Genomic DNA, 24,089 nt, shown 5'->3' with positions numbered 1-24,089 from the left:
CTGAATACCTCATCCATACAGGTGGGAGCGGGTTTCGGGGTGCTGGCCGTGGCCGATCGAGTCGCCGCTGTCGCGCGGCGGCGGTGGGCGCGGCAGGATGATCGGTCGTGCTGCTGCGACTGGCGTACCTGGGTATGGCGAACGCGTTCGAGATGGGGTGCGGTCCTCTGAAGGGAAGGGTTGAGCTGGAAGAGCGCTGAACGGGGCTGTGTTCGGGGCCGTTCGTCTCTACCGTGGTAGCGGAGGAGGGATGGCGGATGGGCTCGCTGTTCGAGGAGTTGGAAGCGCGCGAGGCAGCCGCCCGTGTTCGGTATGGTCCGGGTCGCCAGAGTCGCCCACCGGGGCCGGGGCGTGGGCAACGTCCACCCCGCCGACGCTGTGCTGTCGCTGCCGGCGGGCCGGCACTCGACGGGATTACGGCGACTCGCGGTGACCGAAGCCGTCCGCGGCTCGGAGCGGAAGCCGTACTGCGACTGCGTGCCGTCCTTGCCAACGGAGACCTCGACCCCTACTGGCGCTACCACGCCGCCCGCGAACACGAACGCCTCTACCTCGCACCCGACCAGCGGAACTACGCACGCACTGCCTGATCCCGGCGGTCGTTCGAAACGAACTGCACCCCACCGCCAGCCCTACTTGGGGCGACGGCGGCCGAGAGCGTGGGCGAGTTCGCCGACCGGCGCCAGCATGCGTCCGTCATCGCCCGCGCACCACCACACAACCTCGCGCTCCCGCTTCGAGCCGTGGACGCCGAGGTCATGTCGGGGGCACACCGGCCAGACCTGCCAGGTCTGTTCGAGCAGGCTCTCCTGGATCATGGTCGTCAGACTGGTCAGTGCCATGGTCGGGTCGTCGCACATGCTCGGCAGGATGTGGCCGCCCCGGTTGAGCCTTTCACCGTCGGCAAGGCGGACACCGGCTCCCGCGGGGAACCAGTCCTCCAGGACCTCGATCTCCTGTTCGCCCTCGATCCCACGCGTGGGCAGGTCGCGGGCTATGATCCGCAGCGCGTCGCGCAACGTCTCCAAACGCTCGGGGGCGAGGTCGAAGCCCGGCTCGAAACCCACGTCGTCCAGGATGCGCCAGGCCAGGGCTGTCATCTCCGACCGTGGCACCTCGGCCGGATTCCGTTCGACGGCCTCCAGGACGGCGTCGGTGCGGTGGAACCAGTCGAGCAGTTCGCAGGCGAGGGCGACGACTTGCTGTGGGTCGAGATTGTCCTGACGCAGGCCGAGGTAGATCCTTCGCTTCAACTGTTCGGTATCCGCTTCGTACTCAGCCATGGCGTTGCTCACCGGCCCAGTGGCCCGACGCGGCGCGGTTCCCCGCCGCATGGTTTTCGGCATGCCGCCTGATGCACTCACCAGCGGAACTACGACCTCACCACTTGATCGCGGCCGTCACTCGAGAGGAACCGCACCCAACTCGGCTTCTACGTGGGCTGCCTGCACCTCCATCAGCGGCTTGCGGCCGAGCAGGAGCCGCTCTGCTTCCCCTTCCCCACAGCTCTGCCCGCTGGAGCGCCCGCCCTGAGCTGCCGCAGCCTCTACGACCCCCGCCTGAGTCTGCGCCGCAAGGAGCGGGTGGTCGGCAACGACGTCGACGCCGACGGGGTGCCACTGCTGGTGATCACCGGGGCCAATGCGGGCGGCAAATCCACGTTCCTGCGCAGCGTCGGAGTGGCGCAGCTGATGATGCAGGCGGACATGTTCGTATCCGCCTACTCCTTCGCGGCGGACGTCCGTGCGTGGCTGTTCACGCACTTTTGGCGCGAGGAGGACGCGGAGATGGAGAGCGGCAAGCTGGACGAGGAGCTGTCCCGGATGAGCGGCATCGCGGACCTCGTGATGTCCGGGGCGATGGTGCTGTTCAACGAGTCCTTCGCGGCGACCAACGAGCGAGAGGGGGCCGAGATCGCCCGGCAGATCACCCGCGCCCTTCTCGATTCCGGCGTCAAGGTCCTGCTCGTCGCCCACCTATTCGACCTCGCCCACAGCCTCCACAAGAAGCCACCGGCAGAAGGCGCGGTGTTCCTGCGGGCCCAGCGGCAGGCGGACGGGAGCCACACCTCCCGACTGGAGGTGGGCGGGCCGCTGCCCACCGGCTTCGCCTGGATCTGTATCGCGGCGTCTTCAAAGAGCCCGCTCAGGCTCCGGGGCTTCGGGATCGAGCCTTGGCGTCGGGTATCGGCATTCGGCCGTCCTGTGCCGGGTCCTGGGGTGGTGGTGGGTCTGTGCGGGCTGTCGTTGTCATCGCCCGATCGGATGTCTCCGCGGTGGTGTTCGGTGTCGGCTGGGTCGGCGGTGTCCGGGTGTCGGTTCTACGGTGGTGGCATGGTGGTGATCAGCGGTTGGCGGCGGGGGGCGGGTGCTCCGCTCGGGACGCTGGATGTGCTGGGGCCGGTGGTGTTGTTCGTGCTGTCGGTGGCGGCGGCCTCCGTCATCCCGCAGGAGCACCGGGTGGCGGTCCGTCCGGCTGCTGTGGTGCTGGCGGGGGTCTGTTGTTTTGCGTTGTTGTGGCGTCGTCGTCACCCGTTCGGTGTCCTGGCCGCGGCGCTTGTGTGCGGGGTGGGTTTTCAGGTGCTCGGGGTGCGGGAGAGTCCGTTGGTGACGAGTCCGGTCATTGTGTCCGTCTACACCGTGGCGGTCCGGACCGACCGGCGGACGACGTGGGTGGTGGCGTCGGCGTCGGCCGCTCTGCTGGTGGGGGCGGGTGTGGTGTTCGGCTCCCGGTCATGGCTCGGGGACAACGTGGCGATGGTGGCCTGGACGGCGCTGCCTGCCGCGGTGGGGGACGGGGTGCGTTCGCGTCGCGCGTATGTGGCGGCGGTGGAGGAACGGGCGGAGTATGCGGAGCGGACGCGTGAGCAGGAGGCGCGGCAGCGGGTGGCGGCCGAGCGGATCCGGATCGCGCGCGAGTTGCATGATGTGGTCGCGCACCATATCGCCTTGATCAATGCGCAGGCCGGTGTTGCTGTTCACCTGGTGGAGCGGCGGCCGGAGCAGTTGGTGACCGCGTTGGAGGGCATCCGGGACACCAGTCGGTCCGCGCTGGAGGAACTCCGGGTGACCGTGGGTCTGCTGCGGCAGTCCGATGATCCCCGGGCGCCGCGGGATCCGATGCCGGGTCTGGCGCAGGTGCCGGAGCTGCTGGCGTCCTTCGGGCGGGTGGGCCTGTCCGTCGGGTATACGCGGCGTGGTGTGGCCGGGCCGCTGGCGCCGGCGGTGGATCTGGCCGCGTACCGCATCGTGCAGGAGGCCCTGACGAATGTGCGCAAGCACGCCGGGGCCGATCACGCCCGTCTCTGTCTGCACTACCGGCCCCAGTGGCTGACGGTCACGGTCGAGGACGACGGGTGTGCCCGGCCGGACAGGCCCCCTTCCGGGACCGGTCACGGGCTGATCGGGATGCGTGAGCGTGCGGCCAGCGTCGGGGGAAAGCTGGAGGCCGCGGCGCGTCCCGGCGGGGGGTTCACCGTGACCGCCGAACTGCCGCTGCGGCCGGGTGCGGCCGTCGTGGCACCGGTCGGGCGGGACGCCGGGGAGGGATGGGCATGACGATCCGGGTACTGCTGGCCGATGACCAGGCCCTGCTGCGGGGCACTTTCAGGATGCTGTTCGATTCCGCCGACGACATGGAGACGGTGGGTGAGGCGTCCGACGGCCGGGAGGCGGTGGAGCTGGCGAGGGCGCGGCATCCGGATGTGATCCTGATGGACATCCGGATGCCGGAGATGGACGGGCTGGCCGCCACGCGGCTGATCGGTGAGGCGGGGGATCTCTCGGCGGTGAAGGTTTTGATCCTGACCACCTTCGAGGACGACGAGTACGTGGCGGAGGCTCTGCGGGCCGGGGCGAGCGGCTTTCTCGGCAAGGGTGCCCGGCCCGGGGAGCTGCTCGAGGCCGTCCGTACGGTGGCCGCAGGGGACGCGCTGCTGTCGCCTGCGGCGACCCGGGGGCTGATCAGGCGGTTTCTGGCGCAGCCGGAACCGTGCACGGCGGCCGTGCACGAGCGGCTGGAGTGCCTGACGCGGCGGGAGCGCGATGTTCTGGGGCTTGTCGCGCTGGGACTGTCGAACGAGGAGATCGCCGAGCGTCTGTTCCTCAGCCCGTTGACGGCCAAGACCCATGTCAACCGGGCCATGACCAAGCTGGCCGTCCGTGACCGGGCCCAGCTGGTGGTCATCGCCTATCAGTGCGGTGTGGTCAGCCCGGTGACGGGGGCGGTTCGTCCTGCGGTGTCCGGGTGAGTGCCGGCGTGGCCGCGGAGCGCGTCGTGGCCCTGGCGGGGAGCGCGTCGTGGCCCTGGCGTGGGTGGGGCTGTGGTGGGTGGGGTTGTCGGGTACTGCGGTCGTGGTAGCCGGGAATTGCTGCGCGGGGACGATGCGCGGGGGGCCGTTGCCGGGCGATGGTGAGGTCATGGAACGGAGCCGTGTACCGGTTGTGCCGGCCGGACACCGGCCCCGTGGACGGGGTGATCGCCACCCCTGCACGAAGGGACCTGCCATGTTCACTGCCTCCCGGGATTGCCGCATCATCGGTGACCTGCTGGAAGGACACGCCCTCAACGTCCTGGACCCCGGGGAGACGAGCGCGGTCCGCGCCCATCTGGCGGCCTGTGCCGAGTGCCGGGACGAGCATCACTGTCTCGCGGCCGTGGCCGCGCACCTGTCCTGTCTTCGCAGGGCCCTGGCGGACGGCCCGGGCCGGGCGCGGGCGTCGTCCCCGTCCGGGGCGGCCGGCTGCGGCCGTGGTTCGCGGCATCGTCGCCGCCGGCACGGTGCGGCCCGAGGGGCTCCGGCCGCTTCGCTCACGCTGTCCCAGTGGGTGAGCCGGCTTGCCTGTGTCAGGTGAGCGGCCGGGCCGTGGGCGGGTCCGTCCGGGCGGCGTACTTGCGGTGTGCCGCCCGGGCGGGCCGGGGGAGGGGGTTCACCGCGGACCGCGGCGGGCGCTGCCGGCGGTGCCTGGTGGTGTACCCGTCCAGGGGGGATCCTGTGTGTGCCCGGTGCGGGGCCTCCCGCGCCGGGCGCCGCCGTCTCGTCGGGGCTGCTGCGACGGTGGTGGTCGCCCTGTCTCACGGGTGGCCGAGGACGCGCTGCGAGCGGCCGGTGACCCGGCCGGAGCGGCCGGCGGCCCGGCGGCGGGCCGGGTCGCACGTCCACGAGCGCGGGATGTACAGCTCACGGTCCACTGCCGCGTGTCCGCGGCGGCCCGCGTAGACGAGGTAGACGGCGACCTGGGAGTTCTCGGTCCTCCCGGCGGTGCCGGTGTACTGGCGCTGGACACCGACGGTGTGCGTGCCCTTTTTCACATCCCCGGTCTCATCGACCACCAGCACCGCATTCTTGTCCTGCGGGTGCTCCGGTACGTACTCACGCACGTCGTCGCGCACGGTGTCGGCATCCCGCCTGGCCCGGCCGAGCAGGTGCTGCATGCCGTCCGGATTCGCTTCCCCGGCCCACTCGGCGATGCTCCAGCAGTTCTTGCGCGGCAGGTCCGACAGCAGCCCCAGCACCAAGTCCCGCACCCGGCGCCGGGGTTCAACCCGCGCGAACCGGCCCGCTATCCGGCCCATCACGACCTCGAACGCCTCCTGCCAGCGGACAGGGTCTACGCTATGACCCGCGGCTACCGCATGATCTTCAGTCTTCACACACCGATGATCACCGGTGGCCGCACCCGTCTTCACCACCCCCTCGGTCACGACGTGCGAAGGCGGGGCCGCATCCGGTGTCCCGCTCGGGCATGCAGCGTCCGCCCGCCGACTCGTACCAGGAGGACACATGCAACGCGGCGAAGTCTGGTGGGTCGACTTCGACGAGCGACGCCCGGTCGTGCTGCTGTCGGACGACGAGTCATCCGGGTTCCAGGTCATGCAGGTCGTTGCGCCGGCGGGCGTCGACATCAGCGGCCTGGGCGTTGAAGTGGCGATAGGCGCCCGGGAAGGGCTGCCCTTCGAAGGCGTGCTGCGGTTCGCGTTCCCGCGTCCAGGCTTTACTCCTTGCACCTGGCTGACCACTGTCGCCCGGGACGACCTGATCGAGCGGGCGGGCGTGTTGTCCTCCGCGAAGCTCAGCGAGGTTGGAGCCGCCCTCCATACCGCTGGGCAGAGGAGGGAGTGGACCCCGATGACGGCTGCCGGGCTCCGCGAGATCAAAGATGCCCGCCGTCTCGGAGGACTCGAGTAGCGGACGCCTCTGCTGCCCGGCTCGATCTCGTCGACGACCGACGGCGGCCCCCTCTCCACCGCCCTCCAGCAACAAGATCACGATCTACGGCTGGAGTATCAGGTGACAGCATCCCGAGCAGGTCCGAAGCCGGGCAGCAGTTGCAGCCGCTCCACGACGCGGCGCACCGGCTGGGCAAGCCGGTCGTTCTGGCGGCCGGGGCCTTTCTCGCGTACCTCAGGGGAAGCGTTCTGGAGGTCCCCCGCCGGGATTCTTCAGTCGCTGGCTTCGGGGCGCCCTGACCGTTTTTCTTGCCGCTTTCCTTGTTGCCGTGCCTTTGGAAGGCCGGGGCGTGCGGTCACAGCTGGAGTCGCTCGCCGGAGGTCTGGCCGGCCTCGGGGCTACGGGCGAGCTGACCAAGATGGCGGTGAAGAGACTCAGCAAGTACTGCGAGGACAGGGTCATCCGCAAAGAGCCGCATCCATCTCCGGAGCTCGTCAAAGAGGCTGTGGAGAACCTGCTGCAGGACCTGCCGCAGCTACGCACGCGTTTGTGCACCGCAAGCAGGGACAGGTACGGAGACTGCGGCCGGCTCGTAGCAGAAGCCGACCTCAGGGTGGACGTAGGCCTGGCCGGCGCCGTCCTGAGCTGTGTCCTGGCCACCCGGTCAGACCCGCTGGGGGCGTTCGTGTGCCTCCCCATGACGCTTCTGGCTTATCGGGGTCTCACCAAACTCCGCGAGGCCAACGACCTGCCGGTACTGGCGGTCGTCACCGGGCTCGTGAAGTCGCCCCGGTTCGAGGAATACGTCGACGCTCTTGGCCCCGACTGGCGTGAATCCGCACCTGGTCATCAGCAGTCCCGTCGACGGCGGGTTCGCCGGGGCCGAACGGCCAGACCCGCCGGACGCCAGGAGTGCGCCGGGGTTCGGTGTCCAGTAACCGGTCGGTTCGTGAACAGAGGCCGGCCCGGCGGCTCGGGAGCATCTGTCCTGCGACAGCGAAGATTGATCGGCACGGAGCGCCGATGCCGCGGGGGGACCGTCGGCGAACTCGGCAGCTGTCCGGGCCCGGCTCCGCATACGTTCAACCGCATGGCTGACGACTGCTTCGCGCATCCACGGCTCGCCGCGATCTACGATCCGCTCGACCCCGACCGCAGCGACCTCGACGCGTACCTGGAGATGGCGGAGGAGTTCGAGGCGCAACGAGTACTGGACATCGGCTGCGGCACAGGGGTGTTCGCACTTCTCCTGGCCGACCGCGGGATCGAGGTCGTCGGCGTGGATCCCGCCCGGGCGTCCCTCGACGTCGCCCGGGCCAAGCCGGGCAGTGAGCGTGTGCGCTGGATCTGCGGTGACGCGACAGACCTCCCACCGCTGCAGGTCGACCTCGCGACGATGACAGCGAACGTCGCCCAGGCCATCGCTGATCCGCCGGCATGGCACAAGACGCTGGAGGGAGCCCGCGAAGCACTGCGGCCCGGCGGGCAGCTGGTCTTCGAGACGCGCGATCCGGCCAGACGCGCCTGAAAAGAGTGGACCCGCGAGAACTCCTACCGCGTGACCGAGATCCCCGGTGTCGGCTCCGTCGAGAGCTGGGTTCGGCCGCTCGAGGCGAGCCGGCCTCTGGTGACGTTCCGCCGGACCTACAGGTTCGCAGTGGACGGACAGGTGCTGACGTCGGATTCGACGCTGCGTTTCCGCGGGCGGGAGGAGGTCGGGCGGGACCTGGTCGCGCGTGGAGACGTGGTGGAGGAGGTTCGCGATGCGCCCGATCGCCCAGGAAGGGAGTTTGTCTTCCTGGCGCGACGTCCGTGATCTCCGGTGCCCCACTCCACTCAACCTTCGGTGAGAAACCCCAGTGGCTACCGATCTTCGGCGGCCACGCTCGACCCTCGCTGCGCGAGGTCGGCCCAGGACACCGCTTGAAACGTCACGTCACCCGCCGATCGCAGTCCGTACGCAGTTCGTACGGTGAAAGTACGCGATCCTTACGGTTCACGGGGTAGGGTGCCGGTCAGGAGGTGTTCCATGTCCGAGCTGTTCGACGCGGTCGACGCACTGGTCGCGTCCCGCTCTCCGCTGCCGCCGGCAAAGGAGCGCAAGCGACTGCGTACCGCGCACGGCCTGACACTGGACGAGGTGGCCGCCGCGCTGAAGGTGCGCCGTGCCACGGTGAGCGCCTGGGAGTCCGGCAAGACCGAGCCCCGCCCGCCGGAGCGTGAGGCGTACGCGCGGCTGCTCACGCAGCTCGCGGAGCTCTACCCCGCCCCGGTCGACACGGCTGCGCCCGTCCAAGACACTGCCGTGCCGGCCGCGTTCACCGCCGCGCCCGCCCCGGCGGAATCGCAGACTCTGTCCACAGGCCCGGCATCCGACGCTGCGGACATGACCGCAACCGAGAACACCCAGACCAGCCCCGCCCTCGTCGCCGCTGCTCCGGCGGCCGCGCCGCGTCCGGCGCGCACCACCGGGCCGCCGTCGACGCCGTGCCGCCCGGGCACGCGGAAGACGGCCCCGGCCGGCACCCCGGCCGGCACCCCGGCCGGCACCCCGGCCGGCACCCCGGCCGGCACCCCGGCCGGCACCCCGGCGGGCGGCGCCGACGCGCGCTTCGAGAACGGGCCGCTCGCGGTCGTCGACGTCGAGGACGGGCAGGTGCTGGCGTACTGCACCGGCGGCCTGGTCCTGAACGTGCCCGCCAGGTCCCTCCCGTCCCTGGTCGACTGGACGCTCACGGAGGCACGGCTCGGGCAGCCGAAGCTGTCCGGGCCGGGCAAGGACGCCGACCCACTGCTCGTGCTCACCGAGGCTGCCCTGGAGCGCTACGGCCTGCCGGCCGCCCTCACCGATGAGGAGCGGCTCGCCGGGCGGATCCCCGAGGGCCATAAGGTCATCAAGCAACTGGCCCGTGCCGACTGGAAGCTCACCAAGCGCGGGTTCGGGCCGTGGGCGCGGATCTACCGCCCCGCGCAGGGCTCGGAGCGGGCCTGCGTCCAGCTGTGCATCCCGTCCTGGCACGCGCTCGACACCCGCCACTGGGGCGGGGCCGGACAGCTGCCGCCGGCGGACCTCGCCCACGTGCTGGGCGTGTACGCGTCGCAGGTGATGACGCCGCGCGGCTCCACCGCCGTCACCGGCCTGGAGCTGATGACCGCGCTGCACCCGCCGACCCGGGCCTCCGAGCCCGACGCCGACGGCAAGCGGCACTCCGAGCACCACCCCAACAGCCTGGGCAAGGACCCGGTCGACCCGGCGCCGTGCGAGGCCCCGGACGGGCACCCGCTCCTGGCGGACCTGCCGCGCTTTCACGTGCGCGGCCCGGCGGAGAAGCTCTTCGAGGAGGCCTACGACTGGGCACGCCCGATGACCGATGCCGAATGCCTGCGCCGCCACCTGGTCGGCATCGACGTGAACATGGCCTTCGCCGCCGGCGCCAACGGCCTGAACGTCGGCCTCGGCGCGCCGACGCACGTCACCCACCCGGTGTTCGATCCGAAGCTGCCCGGCAGCTGGCTGGTGGACCTGTCCCACGTCGACCTGTCCCGCGTGAAGGTCGGCAAGGACACGTGGACGGAGCTGGACGCCGGCCTGCTGCCCAGCCCGTTCACGCCCACGGGCGAGCGCCCCAAGGGCCCGGCCTGGTATGCGACACCCACCGTCGCCTACGCGGCGGAGCTGGGCTACGAGGTGCGCCCGATCGAGGCGTGGGTGCGGTACGAGAACGGCCGCTACCTGGACGGCTGGTACCAGCGGCTGCGCGACGCCTACCTGGCCACGATGGCCGACCTCGGCGTGCACACGGACCTCTCCCCGGCCGACTTCCTGGCGGCCATGGACGGCCACAAGCAGCGCGACCCCCAGCTGGCGATCGTCGTCTCGGCGATCAAGGCCACGGTCAAGGGCGGCCTGGGCAAGCTCCGCGAGCGCCCGCGCGGCGAGGGCTGGCGGCCCGGCGAGCCGTGGCGCGCGCTGTCCCGCCCCACCTGGCGGCCGGACATCCGCGCGGCGGTCATCTCCCGCACCCGCATCAACCTGCACCGCAAGATCGTCAAGCACGCGGCGTTCACCGGCCACTACCCGGTCGCGATCCTGTCCGACTGCGTCGTCTACGCCACCGACGGCACCAGCCCGCTGGACTTCCTGCCCTACCGGGACGGCAAGCCGCTGCCCGGCGGCTTCAAGCTCGGCATCAACCCCGGCCTGGTCAAGCACGAGGGCACCCAGACCGTCCTGTGGGGCGAGGAGATCCGCGACCGGTTCGACGCGCCGGAGCTCAACCTCGCCCGCTACATCAAGGACGGCACCGTCACCGACGTCGACAACGGAGAGTAGGAGAGAGCGACGATGAGCCTGTTCGGGGACGGCCTGGACGCCGCGGTGCACAAGGCGTTCACCCGCCCGGCTCCCAAGAGCGCGCCCGCGCAGATGCGCTACCTGGTCAAGCAGCTGGGGGGCACCAAGCCGGTCGCCCAGATGCTGCGCATCTCCCAGCGCACCGTCGAGCGGTACGTGAAGGACCAGATCAAAAAGCCCCGTCCGGAGCTCGCCGCGCGCCTGGAGCGCGAGGTGAAGAAGCGGTGGCAGCCGCAGATCCGGGCGAAGGCCCGGCAGAAGGCGGCGACCACCGGCGGCATCGTCATCGACACCCGCGCCCGCCTCGGCTACACCGCGCCGATCGGGTCGACGGACCAGGACCGCATCCGGCACCTGACCGTCGCCCTGCCCCCGCGCTACGCCGCCCGCCTCTTCGAGGCCCAGGAGGCCGGGGCCGGCGACGCCCGACTCCAGGAGATCGCCGCCGAAGCCCTCAAGGAGGTGTACTTCCAGGACGGCGGACGCCGCGCCGGAAGCCTGGAGGAGGTCCGCTTCACGGACATCGAGCACCTGGAGTTCGACCTGTAGCAACCGCGCCCCGAACCGTGCGTGAGCCCCGGGGCGACCGAGCACCCGGACGGATCCGAAGACGACGCAGACGACATGGTGTCGCGGCCCGAAAAACGGGTGACCGTGCCGGACGGCCGGCCGCGCGGCTGGGACCGCGCCCTGCCGGCCCGGTCCACCCTCGCCACCATCGACCAGGCCCTCCCGGCCGCCCTCCCGGCCCGCTTCAGCATGCCGCGCCTGCCGGCCCGGTCCGGGCGGACCGTCATCGTGGACGAAATCCACGCCCTGACCCCCTGCACGCAGCAACCGCCGGGCCGCCCGCTGAACCGGCTGAGGGCTTTGGGCCGCCCCGTCGCCCTGCTGCCCCGTCGCCCTGCCCGCCCGTACCGGCAGCCAGACGGTGCGCCACCACCTCACCGGAGCCGGCCCCGCCCCCGGACCGTGCTCGCCGACCGCGCCCGGGCGCCCACCGACCCGGGCCGGCCGTTCGCCGCGGCCGCCGACGCCCCTCCTCACCCGGATCGATCCCCGGGCGGCCGGCGAGCACGCCCGGCGTTTTCGCCGCACCGCCGAGATCCCCCTGCACCCGGTGCGCCACGGGCGCGCACACCGGCCCCGACGGCGCGCCCGCCCGCGAGAGCCGGCTCGTACGCATCACCACCGAGATCGCGCCCGCCGTCGAGGGCGGCGGCTGTGCGCTGGTGGTGCGCGCGACCGTGGCCGACGACCGGCGCACCCGCCAGCACCTGAGGAAGGTGCCGGACCGGCCGGGCGGAGCGGACGGCCGGCCGGTGCTGCACGCCCGCCCGGTCCCTGGCGTGCGGCCCTCACCCCTCAGAGCCGCGGTTGCCTCAAGCGCACCGGCGAACGTCCCGACCGGCGCTGTCACGTAATGGGGTGCGGGGGTCTTTGCCGGCGTGCCGGGGTGTGGCGGGGGCCGGTTTCCGGGCCGGTTCCCAGACCTTGGCGGATCACGTGCCGCGGCCGGCGCGGAACGGCCACTGACCGCGCTGCGCGCAGTGCGTGCAACCGGCAGAAACCGGCGCAGAATGGGAATGTGGTCTTCCGTGGCGGCCGGGCAATCCCTCGGCGGGGGTGGACCGTACATACGAGTGTGCCGAGTTTCCGGTTCCCGTCGGCCGTCTTTCGGACGAGGCTCTGCTGTCCGGGCTGGCCACCGGTGATCCGGAACTCGCGGTCACCTTCGTACGGAGGTTTCAGCGCGCGGTCTTCGGTGTCGCCGTCGCCGTCACCAAAGATCGGCAGCTTGCCGAGGACATCGCCCAGCAGACGTTCGAGCGGGCATGGCGTCATGCGCAGATCTACGACTCGCGCCGCGGGTCGGTGACGACCTGGCTGACGACCATCGCGCACAATCTCGCCGTCGACGCCGTGCGTGCGCGGCGGACGGAGCCGGTGGCACCCGAGGACCTCGACGCGCTCCTCGACGCCGTGACCGAGACTCCCGAGCAGTGGGCCCTGGCCGACGAGGCCTCGTCCCAGCTGCGGGCCGCCGTGGCGCGGCTGCCCCGGGAACAGGGTCGTGCCCTGGTGATGGCGGGCATCTACGGAATGACGGCCCAGCAGATCGCCGACTGGGAGAAGATCCCGCTGGGCACCGCCAAGACGCGGATCAGGACGGCGATGGGAAAGCTGCGGACCACACTCGCCTCTCCGGATCGAGGGGACCATGGCCAGTGACGTGACCTGCGAGAAGCTGCGGGAGGCCGGCGCCGAGCTGGCACTGGGCGTGCTGCCCGGCCGTGAGCGGGCGGTGGCGGTCGCGCATCTGGACCGGTGCGCGGCGTGTCGGGAGTGCATCGAGCACATGACCCTGGTGGGCGACGGACTGATCGGGCTGGTGCCGGGCAGCGAGCCGCCGCTCGGGTTCGAGACCCGGGTGGTGCGCAGACTGCCCCAGGACGCGACGGCGCACGAGGGGGGACCCCGCCCGCGGGCGCCCGGCCTCACGCACGGGACGGTCCGCACTCGCGCACGCCGCATCCGGCTGCGGGCCGCCTCCGCCGTGGCCGCGTTCGCCTTCGCGTTCGGGTTCACCGGCTGGGCGGCCGGCACCGCCATCGAGAGTCTCACGGCCCCGAGCCCCCCTGCCGTAAAGGTCCAGACGCCTTTGAGGGAGGGAGAGCTGACCTCGGCCTCGGGCCCCGGGCCGTCGGCCGGAGACGTCTACGCTCACCCCGCAGACCCGGGGAAACCCGGTTGGATCTACATGAGCGTCGACCTCGCCGCCGCCGGCACTCCGTACAGCGGCAAGGTCGTCTGCCTCCTGGAGCGCACGGACGGCACCACGATCCGCGTGGGCACCTTCACCCTGAGCAACGGACGGGGTGACTGGGGCGCGGCGGCCCCGGTCGACCCCGCGGCACTCGCCGGCGCCCGCCTGACCGCCTTTGACGGCACCGTCCTGGCCACCGGCCGCTTCGAGACCGGCCAAAGCGCGTGAGACCGGCGCCCCGCCCCGTCCTCAGGGGCGGGCGGCACGGCGCCCCGGGCCGGGCAGCGTCGCGTCGAGTGCGGCGGCCAGTTCGGCGACCGAGGGCCGGGACGACGGATCGGTCCGAAGGCAGCCGTCGATGGCCGCCGCGAGCCCCCCGGGCAGCCGCCGCCGCGAGCCGACCGGCGGGGCGGCCTCCTCCAGCTGCGGATACCAGCCGTCCTGGCCGCCCGTGACGCTGCCGTCGCAGGGCTCGTCCCCTTCCTCCCCACGGGGAGAAACCCCGCGGCGATCCCCGCGGCCGAACGGCACGTCGCCGGCGGCGACCTCGTACAACGTGATGCCGACGCCCCACACGTCCGCGGCTGCCGACAGCGGCCCGCCGCGGGCCTGCTCGGGAGCGAGGTAGCAGAACGTGCCCGCCCCCGCGGGCGCGGGCCCGGGCGGCCGCGCGGTACTCAGGTCCAGCACCTTGGCGTGACCGCGGTCCACCACCACGTTCGACGGCTTGAGGTCCAGGTGCAGCAGACCCTGACCGTGGAGGTAGTGGATCGCGGAACACAGCTGCACCCCGAGCAGCGCCACGTCGGCGGCGGACGGCCGGCGCCGCAACCGGTGGACGAGGTGGGACAGCGTCTCGCCGGTCAGCGTCTCCAGCACGACGAGCGGCACCGGCGACTCGAACGTCTCGTACGCGCGGACCAGGTGCGGGTGGGTGAAGGCCCCCAGCCACCGCCCCTCACGCAGCAGCCGCTCGCCCAGCTGCTCCTGCTCCCGGCGGTCGGGGCGCACGGCCTTGACCACACAGCGGCAGTCCCGCTCCTGGCTCCAGACGTCGTAGACGTCGAGCCAGCCGGTGCGCGCCAGATGCGCCAGCACCTCGTAGCCCGGGACCGGTCTCGTGCCGGGCGCCAGAACCGGGGCGGCCCGCACCGCCGGGACACTCACGGCAGCACCGTCCCCAGGGCCGAGGACCCGGCCGGGGACCCGGCCGGGGCGTTCAGCCGGTGCAGCCGGGCGTACGCCCCGCCGCGCTCGAGCAGGTCGTCGTGGGCGCCGCACTCGACGATCCTGCCCCGGTCGAGAACCACGATGCGCGTGGCGTCCTGGACGATCAGCAGGTTGTGGGAGATGACGACGGTCGTCCGCCCGGCCATGAGCCGGCGCAGCGGGTCCATGATCCGCCGGCCGGACCGCACATCGAGGCCGGTGGTCGGTTCGTCCAGGAGGAGCACGGGCGCGTCCCTGATCATCGCGCGGGCGATCGCCAGGCGCTGGCGCTGCCCGCCGGAGAGCGTCCGGCCGCGCTGGCCGACCATCGTGTCGTAGCCCATGGGCAGCAGCTCGATGAACTCGTGCGCGTCCGCGGCGCGCGCCGCCGCGACGATGTCCGCCTCCGTCGCCTCCGGCCGGCCGTAGGCGATGTTGTCCCGCACGGTGCCGTGGAAGACGAGCGTCTCCTGCAGGACCACCGCGACGCTCTCCCGCAGGTCGGACAGGCGCAGGTCCCGCAGGTTTGTCCCGTCCAGGCGGACCGCGCCCCGGTCGGGATCGTAGAAGCGCAACTGCAGCTTCGCCACCGTCGACTTGCCGGCCCCGCTGGCCCCGACCAGCGCCAGCGTCTCCCCGGCCGCCACGTGGAACGACACGTCCGACAGCGCCCAGGACGGCGTGCCGGGATAGCGGAAGAAGACGCCGTCGAACTCCACCTCCCCTCGCGCACGGCCGGTCCGGCGGGCACCGGCGGCCTCGGCGACCTGCGGCCGCTGGTCCAGCAGCTCGATGATCCGTTCGGCCGAGGCGGACGCCGCGTAGAAGGTGGTGCCCAGGTGGGACAGACCGCGGACCGGACTGTAGAGGTTGCCGATCAGCGCCAGGAAGACCAGCAGTCCGCCCAGCGTGAGCTGCCCCTGGGCCAGCTTCCAGGTGCCCAGGCTCATGACCGCCAGGACGCCGGACACCTCGATGACCTCGACGACGGATCCGTAGACGGCACGGATCCGCGTCGAGGCCATCGTGGCCCGGAACCTGCCGACGTTCTCACGCTCGAACCGGCGCTCCTCCCACCTCTGCCGGTTGTACGCCTGCACCAGGGCGACGTTGCCCAGCGACTCCTCGGCGATCGCGCTGATCGAACCGCTGCGGCGCCTGCGCTCCCGGGACGCCTCCTTGATCAGCCGCGCGAAGTGCCGGGCGGCGCGCCAGAACAGCGGCACGATGACGAGGGCGAGGAGGGTCAGATCCCACTGCAGATAGAACAGCAGACCGAGGAAGACACCCAGGCGGATCACGTAGTAGAGGGCGTCCGCCACTCCCGAGAGCAGGAACGTCTCGACCGTGTCGACATCGCCCGTCACCCGCGACAGCACGTCCCCGAGCCGCCGGCGTTCGAAGAACCCGAGCGACAGGCCCTGGACGTGCCGGAACACATCGGAGCGCAGCGTCAGCAGGAAGCGTTCGCTGACCCACGTGGACGTCACGTCGTCGGCGAACCCCAGAATGCCGGAGCCGATGACGAGCCCCAGATAGGTCGGTGCGATCCACAGGAGCGGTCCGATGTCGCGGGGAACGAGCACACCGTCCACCACGGTCTTGAAGAGCCAGATCTCCGTGGCGTCGAGGGCGGGGCCGATCAGGCTGAACAGGACGACGGGAACGAACCAGCGCCGGCCGCCGCGGGTATAGGGCCAGAACCGCCGGAACACCTCGCGCAAAGACACCGGGGGCGCGGCCGCCACCACATCGGAAGCCTCACCCACCGACAGCAGACGCCGCAGGACATGCACCATGGCATGCGTTCCTCGTGGAGGGACGGACGGAGCGGACCAGGGCCTTTCAAACTACGGTCCGCTCAGCCTCCGTAGCGTGGTCACTAGTCCCGTACTTCGCGGGTCGTTGATTCGTATGACGTGACCGGTCCGGGGGTGTCCTGGGCCGGTGGTGTGGCGTTGGGTGGGGTGTGTCGATGACTTCCCGCTCTCCGCGGCCTCGGTCTCAGCGTCAGCGCCTTGATGTGGTGGTGACGTCCGTGGTGGAGAAGCGTCTGGGCGCTCTGCCTGTCGCTGCCGAGTTTCTGCGCCGGCTGGATGTCGCAGGGATCGTCGACGAGGTGTGTCCGGGAGGCGCGAGCGCGCATCTGACCCACGGGCAGGTGATCGAGGCGCTGGTGGTCAACCGGCTGACCTCGCCCGCGCCGCTGGTGCGGGTCGGTGACTGGGCCCGTACCTGGGCGGTGGAGGAGGTGTTCGGCATCGAGCCGGCCCTGCTCAACGACGACCGTCTGGCCAGGGCCCTGGATGCGGTCGCGCCGGAGCTGGACAGAATCGCGGGGACGGTCGGCGCCCGGGCGATCGCCGAGTTCGGGATCGACGTGTCGAGGCTGCACTGGGACATGACCAGCATGTCTGTCCATGGTGCCTTCCCTGCCGAGGACCAGGATGATCAGTACCCGGTCGTCAGCTACGGGCGCCCCAAGGACCGGCGGGTGGACCTGAAGCAGGTCCAGGCCGGACTCGCGGTGTCCGCCGACGGCGGCATTCCTGTCCACGCCCGTGTCTTCGACGGGGGTGCGGCCGAGGTCAGCCAGGTCGTCGGCGCGATGAAGGACCTGCAAGGCATGGCTGGTGCACGGGAGTTCTTGCTGGTCGCCGATTCCAAGCTGGTGTCCTATACGAATGTCGCCGCACTGCTCGCGGCCGGGGTGGATTTCATCGCGCCGGTCCCGGCTGCCCAGGTCAAGGACGAGGTCTACGCGGCCTTGGACGTTGCACGGGCACAGGCGGTGGACTGGGTGCCCGAGCGGGACGTGCACAAACCGGCCGCCGAGCGGGAGAGCTACCGGGTGCTGGAGGACGTCCACACCATGGCCGGGCGCCGCAAGCGGGATCCGGTGCACCGGGTGCGCCGGATCCTGGTGCACTCCACCGCTGTCTCGGCGGGCCAGCGCCGGGCTCGCGAGAAGCGACTGGCCCGGGCCGGCGAGGAGATGGACAAGCTCGCCGGCGCGGCGGGCGGCCGGCACTACGGCACCCACCAGAAGATCATGGCCCGGATCGGGGTCATCACAGCCAAGCGGCACGTCACCTCCTGCCTGCGCTGGACGATCACCGGAGGCGAAGGCGAACCTCCCGCCCTTCAGTGGCACTTCGACCAGGACGTCCTGGCGGCCGAGGCTGCGGTGGACGGCTGGTGGGCGCTGCTGACGAGCATCCCGGCCGAGCAGGCCGACCCGGGCCAGATCCTTGTCCACTACAAAGGCCAGGGCGCGGTCGAACGCCGTTACCACGACTTCAAAGGCCCCCTGGCGGTCGCGCCGGTCTTCGTGCAGCACAACCGGCGTGTCGCCGCTCTCATCCAGGTCATCTGCCTGGCCCTGCTCGTCTTCAGCCTGATCGAACGGCAGGTCAGACGCGCTCTGGGGTCCGAGCAGACCATGGTCGGCCTCTACCCGGACCAGCGCCGGGTCCGCCCCACCGGCCGCATGATCTTCTACCATCTCGGCGAACTCACCCTGCGGATCGGCAACACCACCGATCCGCCCACCGTCCAGATCACCCGCGGTGTCCAACTCCACCTCCTCGATCTCCTCGAAACAGACATCACGCGGACCCGCTGGCCACAGACCTGAAACGACGACCCGCGAAGTACGGGACTAGTCCCGTACTTCGCGGGTCGTTGATTCGTATGACGTGACCGGTCCGGGGGTGTCCTGGGCCGGTGGTGTGGCGTTGGGTGGGGTGTGTCGATGACTTCCCGCTCTCCGCGGCCTCGGTCTCAGCGTCAGCGCCTTGATGTGGTGGTGACGTCCGTGGTGGAGAAGCGTCTGGGCGCTCTGCCTGTCGCTGCCGAGTTTCTGCGCCGGCTGGATGTCGCAGGGATCGTCGACGAGGTGTGTCCGGGAGGCGCGAGCGCGCATCTGACCCACGGGCAGGTGATCGAGGCGCTGGTGGTCAACCGGCTGACCTCGCCCGCGCCGCTGGTGCGGGTCGGTGACTGGGCCCGTACCTGGGCGGTGGAGGAGGTGTTCGGCATCGAGCCGGCCCTGCTCAACGACGACCGTCTGGCCAGGGCCCTGGATGCGGTCGCGCCGGAGCTGGACAGAATCGCGGGGACGGTCGGCGCCCGGGCGATCGCCGAGTTCGGGATCGACGTGTCGAGGCTGCACTGGGACATGACCAGCATGTCTGTCCATGGTGCCTTCCCTGCCGAGGACCAGGATGATCAGTACCCGGTCGTCAGCTACGGGCGCCCCAAGGACCGGCGGGTGGACCTGAAGCAGGTCCAGGCCGGACTCGCGGTGTCCGCCGACGGCGGCATTCCTGTCCACGCCCGTGTCTTCGACGGGGGTGCGGCCGAGGTCAGCCAGGTCGTCGGCGCGATGAAGGACCTGCAAGGCATGGCTGGTGCACGGGAGTTCTTGCTGGTCGCCGATTCCAAGCTGGTGTCCTATACGAATGTCGCCGCACTGCTCGCGGCCGGGGTGGATTTCATCGCGCCGGTCCCGGCTGCCCAGGTCAAGGACGAGGTCTACGCGGCCTTGGACGTTGCACGGGCACAGGCGGTGGACTGGGTGCCCGAGCGGGACGTGCACAAACCGGCCGCCGAGCGGGAGAGCTACCGGGTGCTGGAGGACGTCCACACCATGGCCGGGCGCCGCAAGCGGGATCCGGTGCACCGGGTGCGCCGGATCCTGGTGCACTCCACCGCTGTCTCGGCGGGCCAGCGCCGGGCTCGCGAGAAGCGACTGGCCCGGGCCGGCGAGGAGATGGACAAGCTCGCCGGCGCGGCGGGCGGCCGGCACTACGGCACCCACCAGAAGATCATGGCCCGGATCGGGGTCATCACAGCCAAGCGGCACGTCACCTCCTGCCTGCGCTGGACGATCACCGGAGGCGAAGGCGAACCTCCCGCCCTTCAGTGGCACTTCGACCAGGACGTCCTGGCGGCCGAGGCTGCGGTGGACGGCTGGTGGGCGCTGCTGACGAGCATCCCGGCCGAGCAGGCCGACCCGGGCCAGATCCTTGTCCACTACAAAGGCCAGGGCGCGGTCGAACGCCGTTACCACGACTTCAAAGGCCCCCTGGCGGTCGCGCCGGTCTTCGTGCAGCACAACCGGCGTGTCGCCGCTCTCATCCAGGTCATCTGCCTGGCCCTGCTCGTCTTCAGCCTGATCGAACGGCAGGTCAGACGCGCTCTGGGGTCCGAGCAGACCATGGTCGGCCTCTACCCGGACCAGCGCCGGGTCCGCCCCACCGGCCGCATGATCTTCTACCATCTCGGCGAACTCACCCTGCGGATCGGCAACACCACCGATCCGCCCACCGTCCAGATCACCCGCGGTGTCCAACTCCACCTCCTCGATCTCCTCGAAACAGACATCACGCGGACCCGCTGGCCACAGACCTGAAACGACGACCCGCGAAGTACGGGACTAGTGGCCGTAGCCGTAGCCGTGCCCGCGACGGTCGCCGTGGTCGTGCCCGTGGCGGTCGCCGTGGTCGTGCCCGTGGTCGTGCCCGTGACCATGCCCCGAGAAGTCGTCGCGGCGCGACGTGTCGTTGTTGCGGTCCCGGCGATGGGCAGGCATCAGACTGCTGAAGATAGCCATTGCGTTCCTCCTGAAAATTACTCCACACGGGATACGTCTCAGAGCGGGACTTGGATGGCGTTCCGGGGCAATAAGTCGAAAATGCTGGAGGATCGGCCAAAGCCTCGGCACCGCTCGGCCCCGCCGCGCCGCGAGCCCCGCGGCGCACCGCACCCGGCGGACTTGGGACCCGCAAGGTGGGCAGAGCCCGATGACCGGGCGCACGCCCGAGGCGGTGCCGATCGGTGCCACGGCTCAGCATGGGTGCTGGTCAGCGGGCCGGGCGGCGACGAATGACTCCGGCACAGGCGGCGAGTCCGGCGCTGCTCTGGGGCGTGAGAAGGGGAAAGAGGACGGCGGCGCTGCCCGGCCCCCCGCACGCCGATCAGCCTCCAGAGCCCTTTTGCCGATCGGCGGCGCCCGGAGCGCCCACCGAGGCGTCTGCGCCCCCTGGGGTGGGGTGGTGTCGTGCCGGTGAACCGCCCCGGCTCGCCATAAGGATCGAGTCATGGCACGACCTTCCCGTCACCCCCTTGAACTCCGCCGGCATGCGGTGCGCATGGTCGCCGAGGCGCGCGACGACCACGCGCACGAGACGGCCGCCTTGCAGGCGGTCACGGACAAGCTCGGCACCGGCTCCCGCGAGACGCTGCGGAACCGGGTGAAGCAGCACGAGATCGACGCAGGACCGCGTCCGGGGACGACGACGGAGGAGTCCGCCCGCTCAAGGCGTTGAAGAAGGAGAACGCCGAACTGAAGCGGGCCAACGAGATCCTCAAGGCCGCGGCGAGTTCCTTCGCGGCCGAGCCCGACCGGCCCCCCACACGCCCGCAGCGTTCCTCGAGGAGCACCGGGACCGCTTCGGCGGCATCGAGCCGATCTGCAGGACACTCACCGAACACGACTGCACGATCGCCCCGTCCGCCTCCCGCGCCCACAAGAAACGCCCGGCCGCCCCGCCCGCCCGTTCTGTGCGGGACACGGAGCTCAAGAAGCTGATCCGCCAGGTCCACACCGACAACCACCGTGTCCACGGCGCCCGGAAGATCTGGCGGGAGCCGACCCGCCGGGGTCATCAGGCGGCCCGGTGCACCGCCGAGCGGCTGCTGCGCGAGCCGGGCATCGCCGGCGCCGTCCGCGGCAAGAGGGTGCTCACCACGATGCCGGACCAGCAGGCCGAGCGGGCACCGGGCCGGGTGGACCGCGACTTCGCCGCCGGCGCTCCGAATCGCTGCCGGGCCGGGGATCTCACGCACGCGGCCACCTGGCCCGCAGTGGTCCACCTCGCCTTTGCCCTCGACACCTTCTCCCGCCGGATCGCCGGCCGGCCCGCCGCGACGCCGAAGGAGCCCCGGCTCGTCCTGGACACTCTGAAGACCGCGCTGTGGCAGCGCGACCGCGATGAATATCCATATGTTCGCGGCGAGTTGACACACCACAGCGATGCGGACAGCCAATACACCGGTGTCCGGCCGGCCGGACACCCGGATGCGGCCGGCATCGCGGCCCCGACCGGATCTGCCGGCGACGCGTACGACAACGCCCCGAGGAAGAGCACGATCGGCCCGTGCAAAACCGAACGGCTCAAGCCGCAGCGGCCCTGGAAGACCCTCTCCCCATCGAGCCGGCCACCGCCGGTGTGGACCGACTGGCACAACCACCGCGGGCTCCACGGGGAGACAGCCCCCGTCCCACCCGTCGAGGACGAGGCCGATCACTCCATGGAATCCAAGAAACCCCAGGTCACAACCACAATGTGAGATCTCTGCCGAACCCGGGGCGGTTCAGTGTGCTACGAGAACCTCACCGACCTGATGCAGACCACGGATCCCGACGAGCCGAGCCGCCGTATCGAGCAGATCCGTGACCACCAACGGCAGCGGACCGCCCACCACCCCGCCCTCGACCCCGGCCGCACGGCCCCTCCCACAACCACAGCCAGGAGCAGGCCACCGCACACCAGCAGCACCGCCCCCAGAACCCCGGCCCCACACAGAAACCCCACAAGCCTCCCACCGCGGCACCCGGCCCGCGGAACGGGCGCCCGCCACCCGCACGGCACAAGGTGCAGCCCAGACACGGCGCACGGCGAACAGAGGAACCGGAAGGATGCGGCCCGGTGGATGCCCCGGCGCCACCGGCGGCGGCCCCTCCCCGGGCGTCATCGGCCCTGCCACTGCCTTCCGCCCCACTTCCTGAACAGCGCGGCCTGCCCGCGAGGACCTGCTCACTCACAGACCACCGGTAGGCTGCAGCGGTGCGCACGGTCGAGCTTCTGCTGGACGAGGCGGCAGAACTAGCGGTTCGAAAGGCCTGGCGGCGGCTCGCGGACGCGGGGCTGCCCAGTCAGGCGCGCCACCGCTCACCGACCAACAGCCCGCACCTCACCCTGGCCGCCTGCCCGGAGCTGACCGCCCCGATCCGCTGGGAGCTCGCCGAGGTGGCCGCCGCCCTGCCGCTGCCGGTGCGGTTCACCGGCGTGGTCCGCTTCGAGAGGCCCACCTCGGTGCTGGCCTGGTCGCTGGATCCCGACTCCGCGCTGGCCGGCGTGCACCGCCGGGTATGGGAGGCGGTGGCCTCGGACAGCCCGCCCGAGACCCTCAGCCCATTCCACGAACCCGGGCGCTGGAGCCCGCACATCACCCTCGGCCGTACCCGGCGGGCAGGTGCCTTCGCCGGCCGGCGCATCCCCGAACTGCTGCCGGCGCCGCCGCTGTCGGCCCGGCTCATCACCCTGCGCAGCTATGACACCCACACCGGCGCCCTGGAGGTGATCGAGCCCCGCCCCTGAGACGCCCCGACACCAACCGGCCAGCGCCCCCGCCGAAGGGGCAGCCCAGCGGCCGGCGGCACCGTCCGCAACGCCCCTGCAGCCACAGCGCTCCCTGATCCGGTCGTCCTGCCTCCGCCCCCCTGGAGGGCGCGTCCGCCCAGCCGCTGACCCAGCGCAGCCCACCACCGGGCAGGAAAGATGCGCCCGCCTCCCGCAAGCACGGCGTTGATGCTCCTGTTGATCGTCGAGCTTGCCGACGAGATGAGCACCCTATGGTGACCGGGTGCGGTACTTGACGGAGTCGTTCATCCTCGGGGCCCTGCGGCGGGAGCGTTCGGTCGAGCAGTTCCTTGGGCCGTGCGGCCCGACGGAACGCCCGGTGTCGGCGAAGCAGACGTCCAGGCCGGTAGCCAGGGCCAGCGCGGCATGCCGTCCCCTCCCGGTTCCCTGGTCCCAGGTCAGCGACTTGCGCACCAACTCCGGCATACCGTCGATCTGTTGGGTGAGCACGGTCGACAGGCCGTCGGCGTTCTCGCCCTTCGGCAGGGCGAGGATCATCAGGAAGCGGGTGGCGCGGCCGGCCGGGGTCGCGGCCGCGGTAGCGCCGTTCCTGCCCACGACGAGGTCGCCTTCCCAGCGGCCGGGGACCCGGCGGACGAGAGCTTCGGCGGGACGGTCGTGGATCGAGCGCAGGCCGGCGATCCGGCTCCTTGGGACGCATCGGGCCTGCGGCGGGGGCCGCGGGCAGTGCGGCGGCTGGGCAGCATCACGCCCAGCCGGGCGAGCTCGCCCTTGGGCGGTGCGTAGATCCACGTGCAGACGGCCTCGTGGGAGATCGTTTCCCCGCCGGCCGGGAGCGAGCCTTCCATGACTGCCACACTCGTGTCCTGGGCCTCGAGTTCCAAACGGCCCGCGATCTGGTTCGGCGTGCGCCCGTACCGCAGGTCGGCCAGGACCGGCTGCCGCAGCAGCACGTTGTCGTCCAGCAGGCGTTGCTGAGGCCGCCGACGCCGCGTCGCCGCCCGCTTGTCGGCCGTCGATGCCCGGTAGCCGCGCGTCGAGGAGTTGCGTGCCGGCTCCCGGCTGACCACCGACGAGCATCGGCCGACCCGCCGGGCGATCTCCCGCACCCCTTCACCTTGGGCGCGTCCGACCGCGATCTCCTCACGCTCCTCACGCGTCAACGGTCTCCGCACGGCCACGGGCAACCCTTCTCACCCG

At 71.3% G+C, this 24,089-nt stretch carries 20 protein-coding genes and 1 pseudogene; 14 read left to right on the top strand and 7 right to left on the bottom strand.

The features are described from left to right. Window positions 1–632 precede the first annotated feature (632 nt). A complete protein-coding gene (locus ACTWJ9_RS31430; RefSeq protein ID WP_387035089.1) occupies window positions 633–1,283 on the bottom strand; it encodes a hypothetical protein in 651 nt (216 codons plus the stop codon). 300 nt (window positions 1,284–1,583) lie between these two features. Here ACTWJ9_RS31430 and ACTWJ9_RS31425 point away from each other — a divergent pair, with 300 nt between their 5' ends. From ACTWJ9_RS31425 to ACTWJ9_RS31415, 3 genes are all read left to right on the top strand, one after another. Continuing rightward, a complete protein-coding gene (locus tag ACTWJ9_RS31425; protein ID WP_443296049.1) occupies window positions 1,584–3,557 on the top strand; it encodes a histidine kinase in 1,974 nt (657 codons plus the stop codon). Further along, on the top strand, window positions 3,554–4,249 hold the full coding sequence (locus ACTWJ9_RS31420) for a response regulator transcription factor (protein ID WP_279331637.1): 696 nt from the start codon (window positions 3,554–3,556) through the stop codon (window positions 4,247–4,249). Before ACTWJ9_RS31425 ends, ACTWJ9_RS31420 begins: the two co-directional genes overlap by 4 nt. Before the next feature lie 133 nt (window positions 4,250–4,382). Further along, window positions 4,383–4,853: a zf-HC2 domain-containing protein gene (locus tag ACTWJ9_RS31415; RefSeq protein ID WP_443296131.1), complete on the top strand. Its 471-nt coding sequence runs from the start codon at window positions 4,383–4,385 to the stop codon at window positions 4,851–4,853. Between the two features lie 220 nt (window positions 4,854–5,073). Here ACTWJ9_RS31415 and ACTWJ9_RS31410 read toward each other — a convergent pair whose 3' ends face one another. Then, the gene (locus tag ACTWJ9_RS31410; RefSeq protein ID WP_443296129.1) at window positions 5,074–5,574 is read right to left on the bottom strand and encodes an IS701 family transposase; all 501 of its coding nucleotides are present in this window, start codon (window positions 5,572–5,574) and stop codon (window positions 5,074–5,076) included. 208 nt (window positions 5,575–5,782) lie between these two features. On the opposite strand from ACTWJ9_RS31410, the gene ACTWJ9_RS31405 reads away from it, so the two are divergent. From ACTWJ9_RS31405 to ACTWJ9_RS31380, 6 genes and pseudogenes are all read left to right on the top strand, one after another. Then, entirely contained in the window at window positions 5,783–6,187 is a 405-nt protein-coding gene (locus tag ACTWJ9_RS31405; protein ID WP_279331635.1) for a type II toxin-antitoxin system PemK/MazF family toxin, read from the top strand. Between the two features lie 1,072 nt (window positions 6,188–7,259). Next, window positions 7,260–7,985 (top strand): annotated as a pseudogene (locus tag ACTWJ9_RS31400) (class I SAM-dependent methyltransferase). A gap of 213 nt (window positions 7,986–8,198) precedes the next feature. Further along, window positions 8,199–10,502: a telomere-associated protein Tap gene (gene tap / locus ACTWJ9_RS31395; protein WP_443296048.1), complete on the top strand. Its 2,304-nt coding sequence runs from the start codon at window positions 8,199–8,201 to the stop codon at window positions 10,500–10,502. A 12-nt stretch (window positions 10,503–10,514) separates the two neighbouring features. Next, the gene (gene tpg / locus ACTWJ9_RS31390; RefSeq protein ID WP_387035097.1) at window positions 10,515–11,072 is read left to right on the top strand and encodes a telomere-protecting terminal protein Tpg; all 558 of its coding nucleotides are present in this window, start codon (window positions 10,515–10,517) and stop codon (window positions 11,070–11,072) included. A gap of 1,077 nt (window positions 11,073–12,149) precedes the next feature. Next, a complete protein-coding gene (locus tag ACTWJ9_RS31385) occupies window positions 12,150–12,755 on the top strand; it encodes an RNA polymerase sigma factor (protein WP_387035099.1) in 606 nt (201 codons plus the stop codon). After that, window positions 12,745–13,518 (top strand): hypothetical protein, encoded by a 774-nt coding sequence (locus tag ACTWJ9_RS31380; RefSeq protein WP_443296047.1) that lies wholly within the window; start codon window positions 12,745–12,747, stop codon window positions 13,516–13,518. The genes ACTWJ9_RS31385 and ACTWJ9_RS31380 overlap by 11 nt, the downstream gene beginning before the upstream one ends. Window positions 13,519–13,539: 21 nt before the next feature. Here ACTWJ9_RS31380 and ACTWJ9_RS31375 read toward each other — a convergent pair whose 3' ends face one another. After that, window positions 13,540–14,457: a serine/threonine-protein kinase gene (locus ACTWJ9_RS31375; protein WP_387035101.1), complete on the bottom strand. Its 918-nt coding sequence runs from the start codon at window positions 14,455–14,457 to the stop codon at window positions 13,540–13,542. Beyond that, on the bottom strand, window positions 14,454–16,298 hold the full coding sequence (locus tag ACTWJ9_RS31370; RefSeq protein WP_443296046.1) for an ABC transporter ATP-binding protein: 1,845 nt from the start codon (window positions 16,296–16,298) through the stop codon (window positions 14,454–14,456). Before ACTWJ9_RS31370 ends, ACTWJ9_RS31375 begins: the two co-directional genes overlap by 4 nt. Before the next feature lie 239 nt (window positions 16,299–16,537). On the opposite strand from ACTWJ9_RS31370, the gene ACTWJ9_RS31365 reads away from it, so the two are divergent. Then, window positions 16,538–18,136, top strand: a complete 1,599-nt coding sequence (locus ACTWJ9_RS31365; RefSeq protein ID WP_443295823.1) for an IS1634 family transposase — start codon at window positions 16,538–16,540, stop codon at window positions 18,134–18,136. 180 nt (window positions 18,137–18,316) lie between these two features. Continuing rightward, window positions 18,317–19,915: an IS1634 family transposase gene (locus ACTWJ9_RS31360; protein WP_443295823.1), complete on the top strand. Its 1,599-nt coding sequence runs from the start codon at window positions 18,317–18,319 to the stop codon at window positions 19,913–19,915. A gap of 24 nt (window positions 19,916–19,939) precedes the next feature. Here the strand turns inward: ACTWJ9_RS31360 and ACTWJ9_RS31355 are convergent, their stop codons facing one another. Continuing rightward, window positions 19,940–20,116 carry a hypothetical protein gene (locus tag ACTWJ9_RS31355; RefSeq protein WP_279331629.1) on the bottom strand — a complete coding sequence of 59 codons (177 nt, stop codon included), beginning with the start codon at window positions 20,114–20,116 and terminating at the stop codon, window positions 19,940–19,942. A gap of 487 nt (window positions 20,117–20,603) precedes the next feature. Between ACTWJ9_RS31355 and ACTWJ9_RS31350 the strand changes: the two genes are divergently transcribed. The 3 genes from ACTWJ9_RS31350 to ACTWJ9_RS31340 all read left to right on the top strand — a co-directional run bounded on the left by ACTWJ9_RS31350 (window position 20,604) and on the right by ACTWJ9_RS31340 (window position 22,886). Beyond that, window positions 20,604–20,831, top strand: a complete 228-nt coding sequence (locus tag ACTWJ9_RS31350; protein ID WP_279331628.1) for a hypothetical protein — start codon at window positions 20,604–20,606, stop codon at window positions 20,829–20,831. 235 nt (window positions 20,832–21,066) lie between these two features. Next, a complete protein-coding gene (locus ACTWJ9_RS31345; protein WP_387035107.1) occupies window positions 21,067–21,855 on the top strand; it encodes an IS3 family transposase in 789 nt (262 codons plus the stop codon). A gap of 497 nt (window positions 21,856–22,352) precedes the next feature. Next, window positions 22,353–22,886, top strand: coding sequence for a 2'-5' RNA ligase family protein (locus ACTWJ9_RS31340; protein ID WP_279331626.1), 534 nt, complete (start codon window positions 22,353–22,355; stop codon window positions 22,884–22,886). A 252-nt stretch (window positions 22,887–23,138) separates the two neighbouring features. Here ACTWJ9_RS31340 and ACTWJ9_RS31335 read toward each other — a convergent pair whose 3' ends face one another. Both ACTWJ9_RS31335 and ACTWJ9_RS31330 read right to left on the bottom strand, forming a co-directional pair. Beyond that, window positions 23,139–23,426 carry a hypothetical protein gene (locus tag ACTWJ9_RS31335; RefSeq protein WP_387035109.1) on the bottom strand — a complete coding sequence of 96 codons (288 nt, stop codon included), beginning with the start codon at window positions 23,424–23,426 and terminating at the stop codon, window positions 23,139–23,141. Further along, on the bottom strand, window positions 23,426–24,070 hold the full coding sequence (locus ACTWJ9_RS31330) for a transposase (protein ID WP_387035111.1): 645 nt from the start codon (window positions 24,068–24,070) through the stop codon (window positions 23,426–23,428). Before ACTWJ9_RS31330 ends, ACTWJ9_RS31335 begins: the two co-directional genes overlap by 1 nt. Window positions 24,071–24,089: the final 19 nt, after the last annotated feature.

The organism is Streptomyces sp. GDS52 (genome assembly GCF_052246875.1).
In the GTDB taxonomy this organism is placed as follows: Bacteria; Actinomycetota; Actinomycetes; order Streptomycetales; family Streptomycetaceae; genus Streptomyces; species Streptomyces cathayae.
The sequence above is the reverse complement of the archived record's forward strand: the minus strand, read 5'-3'. Positions and strand labels throughout refer to the sequence as shown.

What these genes read in the sequence shown, in the direction of transcription:
- ACTWJ9_RS31370 (WP_443296046.1), bottom strand. Translation starts at nt 16,298, where the DNA reads ATGGTGCATGTCCTGCGGCGTCTGCTGTCGGTGGGTGAGGCTTCCGAT.
- ACTWJ9_RS31410 (WP_443296129.1), bottom strand. Translation starts at nt 5,574, where the DNA reads ATGGGCCGGATAGCGGGCCGGTTCGCGCGGGTTGAACCCCGGCGCCGG.
- ACTWJ9_RS31420 (WP_279331637.1), top strand. Translation starts at nt 3,554, where the DNA reads ATGACGATCCGGGTACTGCTGGCCGATGACCAGGCCCTGCTGCGGGGC.
- ACTWJ9_RS31380 (WP_443296047.1), top strand. Translation starts at nt 12,745, where the DNA reads ATGGCCAGTGACGTGACCTGCGAGAAGCTGCGGGAGGCCGGCGCCGAG.
- ACTWJ9_RS31430 (WP_387035089.1), bottom strand. Translation starts at nt 1,283, where the DNA reads ATGGCTGAGTACGAAGCGGATACCGAACAGTTGAAGCGAAGGATCTAC.
- tpg (WP_387035097.1), top strand. Translation starts at nt 10,515, where the DNA reads ATGAGCCTGTTCGGGGACGGCCTGGACGCCGCGGTGCACAAGGCGTTC.
- ACTWJ9_RS31405 (WP_279331635.1), top strand. Translation starts at nt 5,783, where the DNA reads ATGCAACGCGGCGAAGTCTGGTGGGTCGACTTCGACGAGCGACGCCCG.
- ACTWJ9_RS31350 (WP_279331628.1), top strand. Translation starts at nt 20,604, where the DNA reads ATGGCACGACCTTCCCGTCACCCCCTTGAACTCCGCCGGCATGCGGTG.
- ACTWJ9_RS31335 (WP_387035109.1), bottom strand. Translation starts at nt 23,426, where the DNA reads ATGATCCTCGCCCTGCCGAAGGGCGAGAACGCCGACGGCCTGTCGACC.
- tap (WP_443296048.1), top strand. Translation starts at nt 8,199, where the DNA reads ATGTCCGAGCTGTTCGACGCGGTCGACGCACTGGTCGCGTCCCGCTCT.
- ACTWJ9_RS31355 (WP_279331629.1), bottom strand. Translation starts at nt 20,116, where the DNA reads ATGGCTATCTTCAGCAGTCTGATGCCTGCCCATCGCCGGGACCGCAAC.
- ACTWJ9_RS31415 (WP_443296131.1), top strand. Translation starts at nt 4,383, where the DNA reads ATGCGCGGGGGGCCGTTGCCGGGCGATGGTGAGGTCATGGAACGGAGC.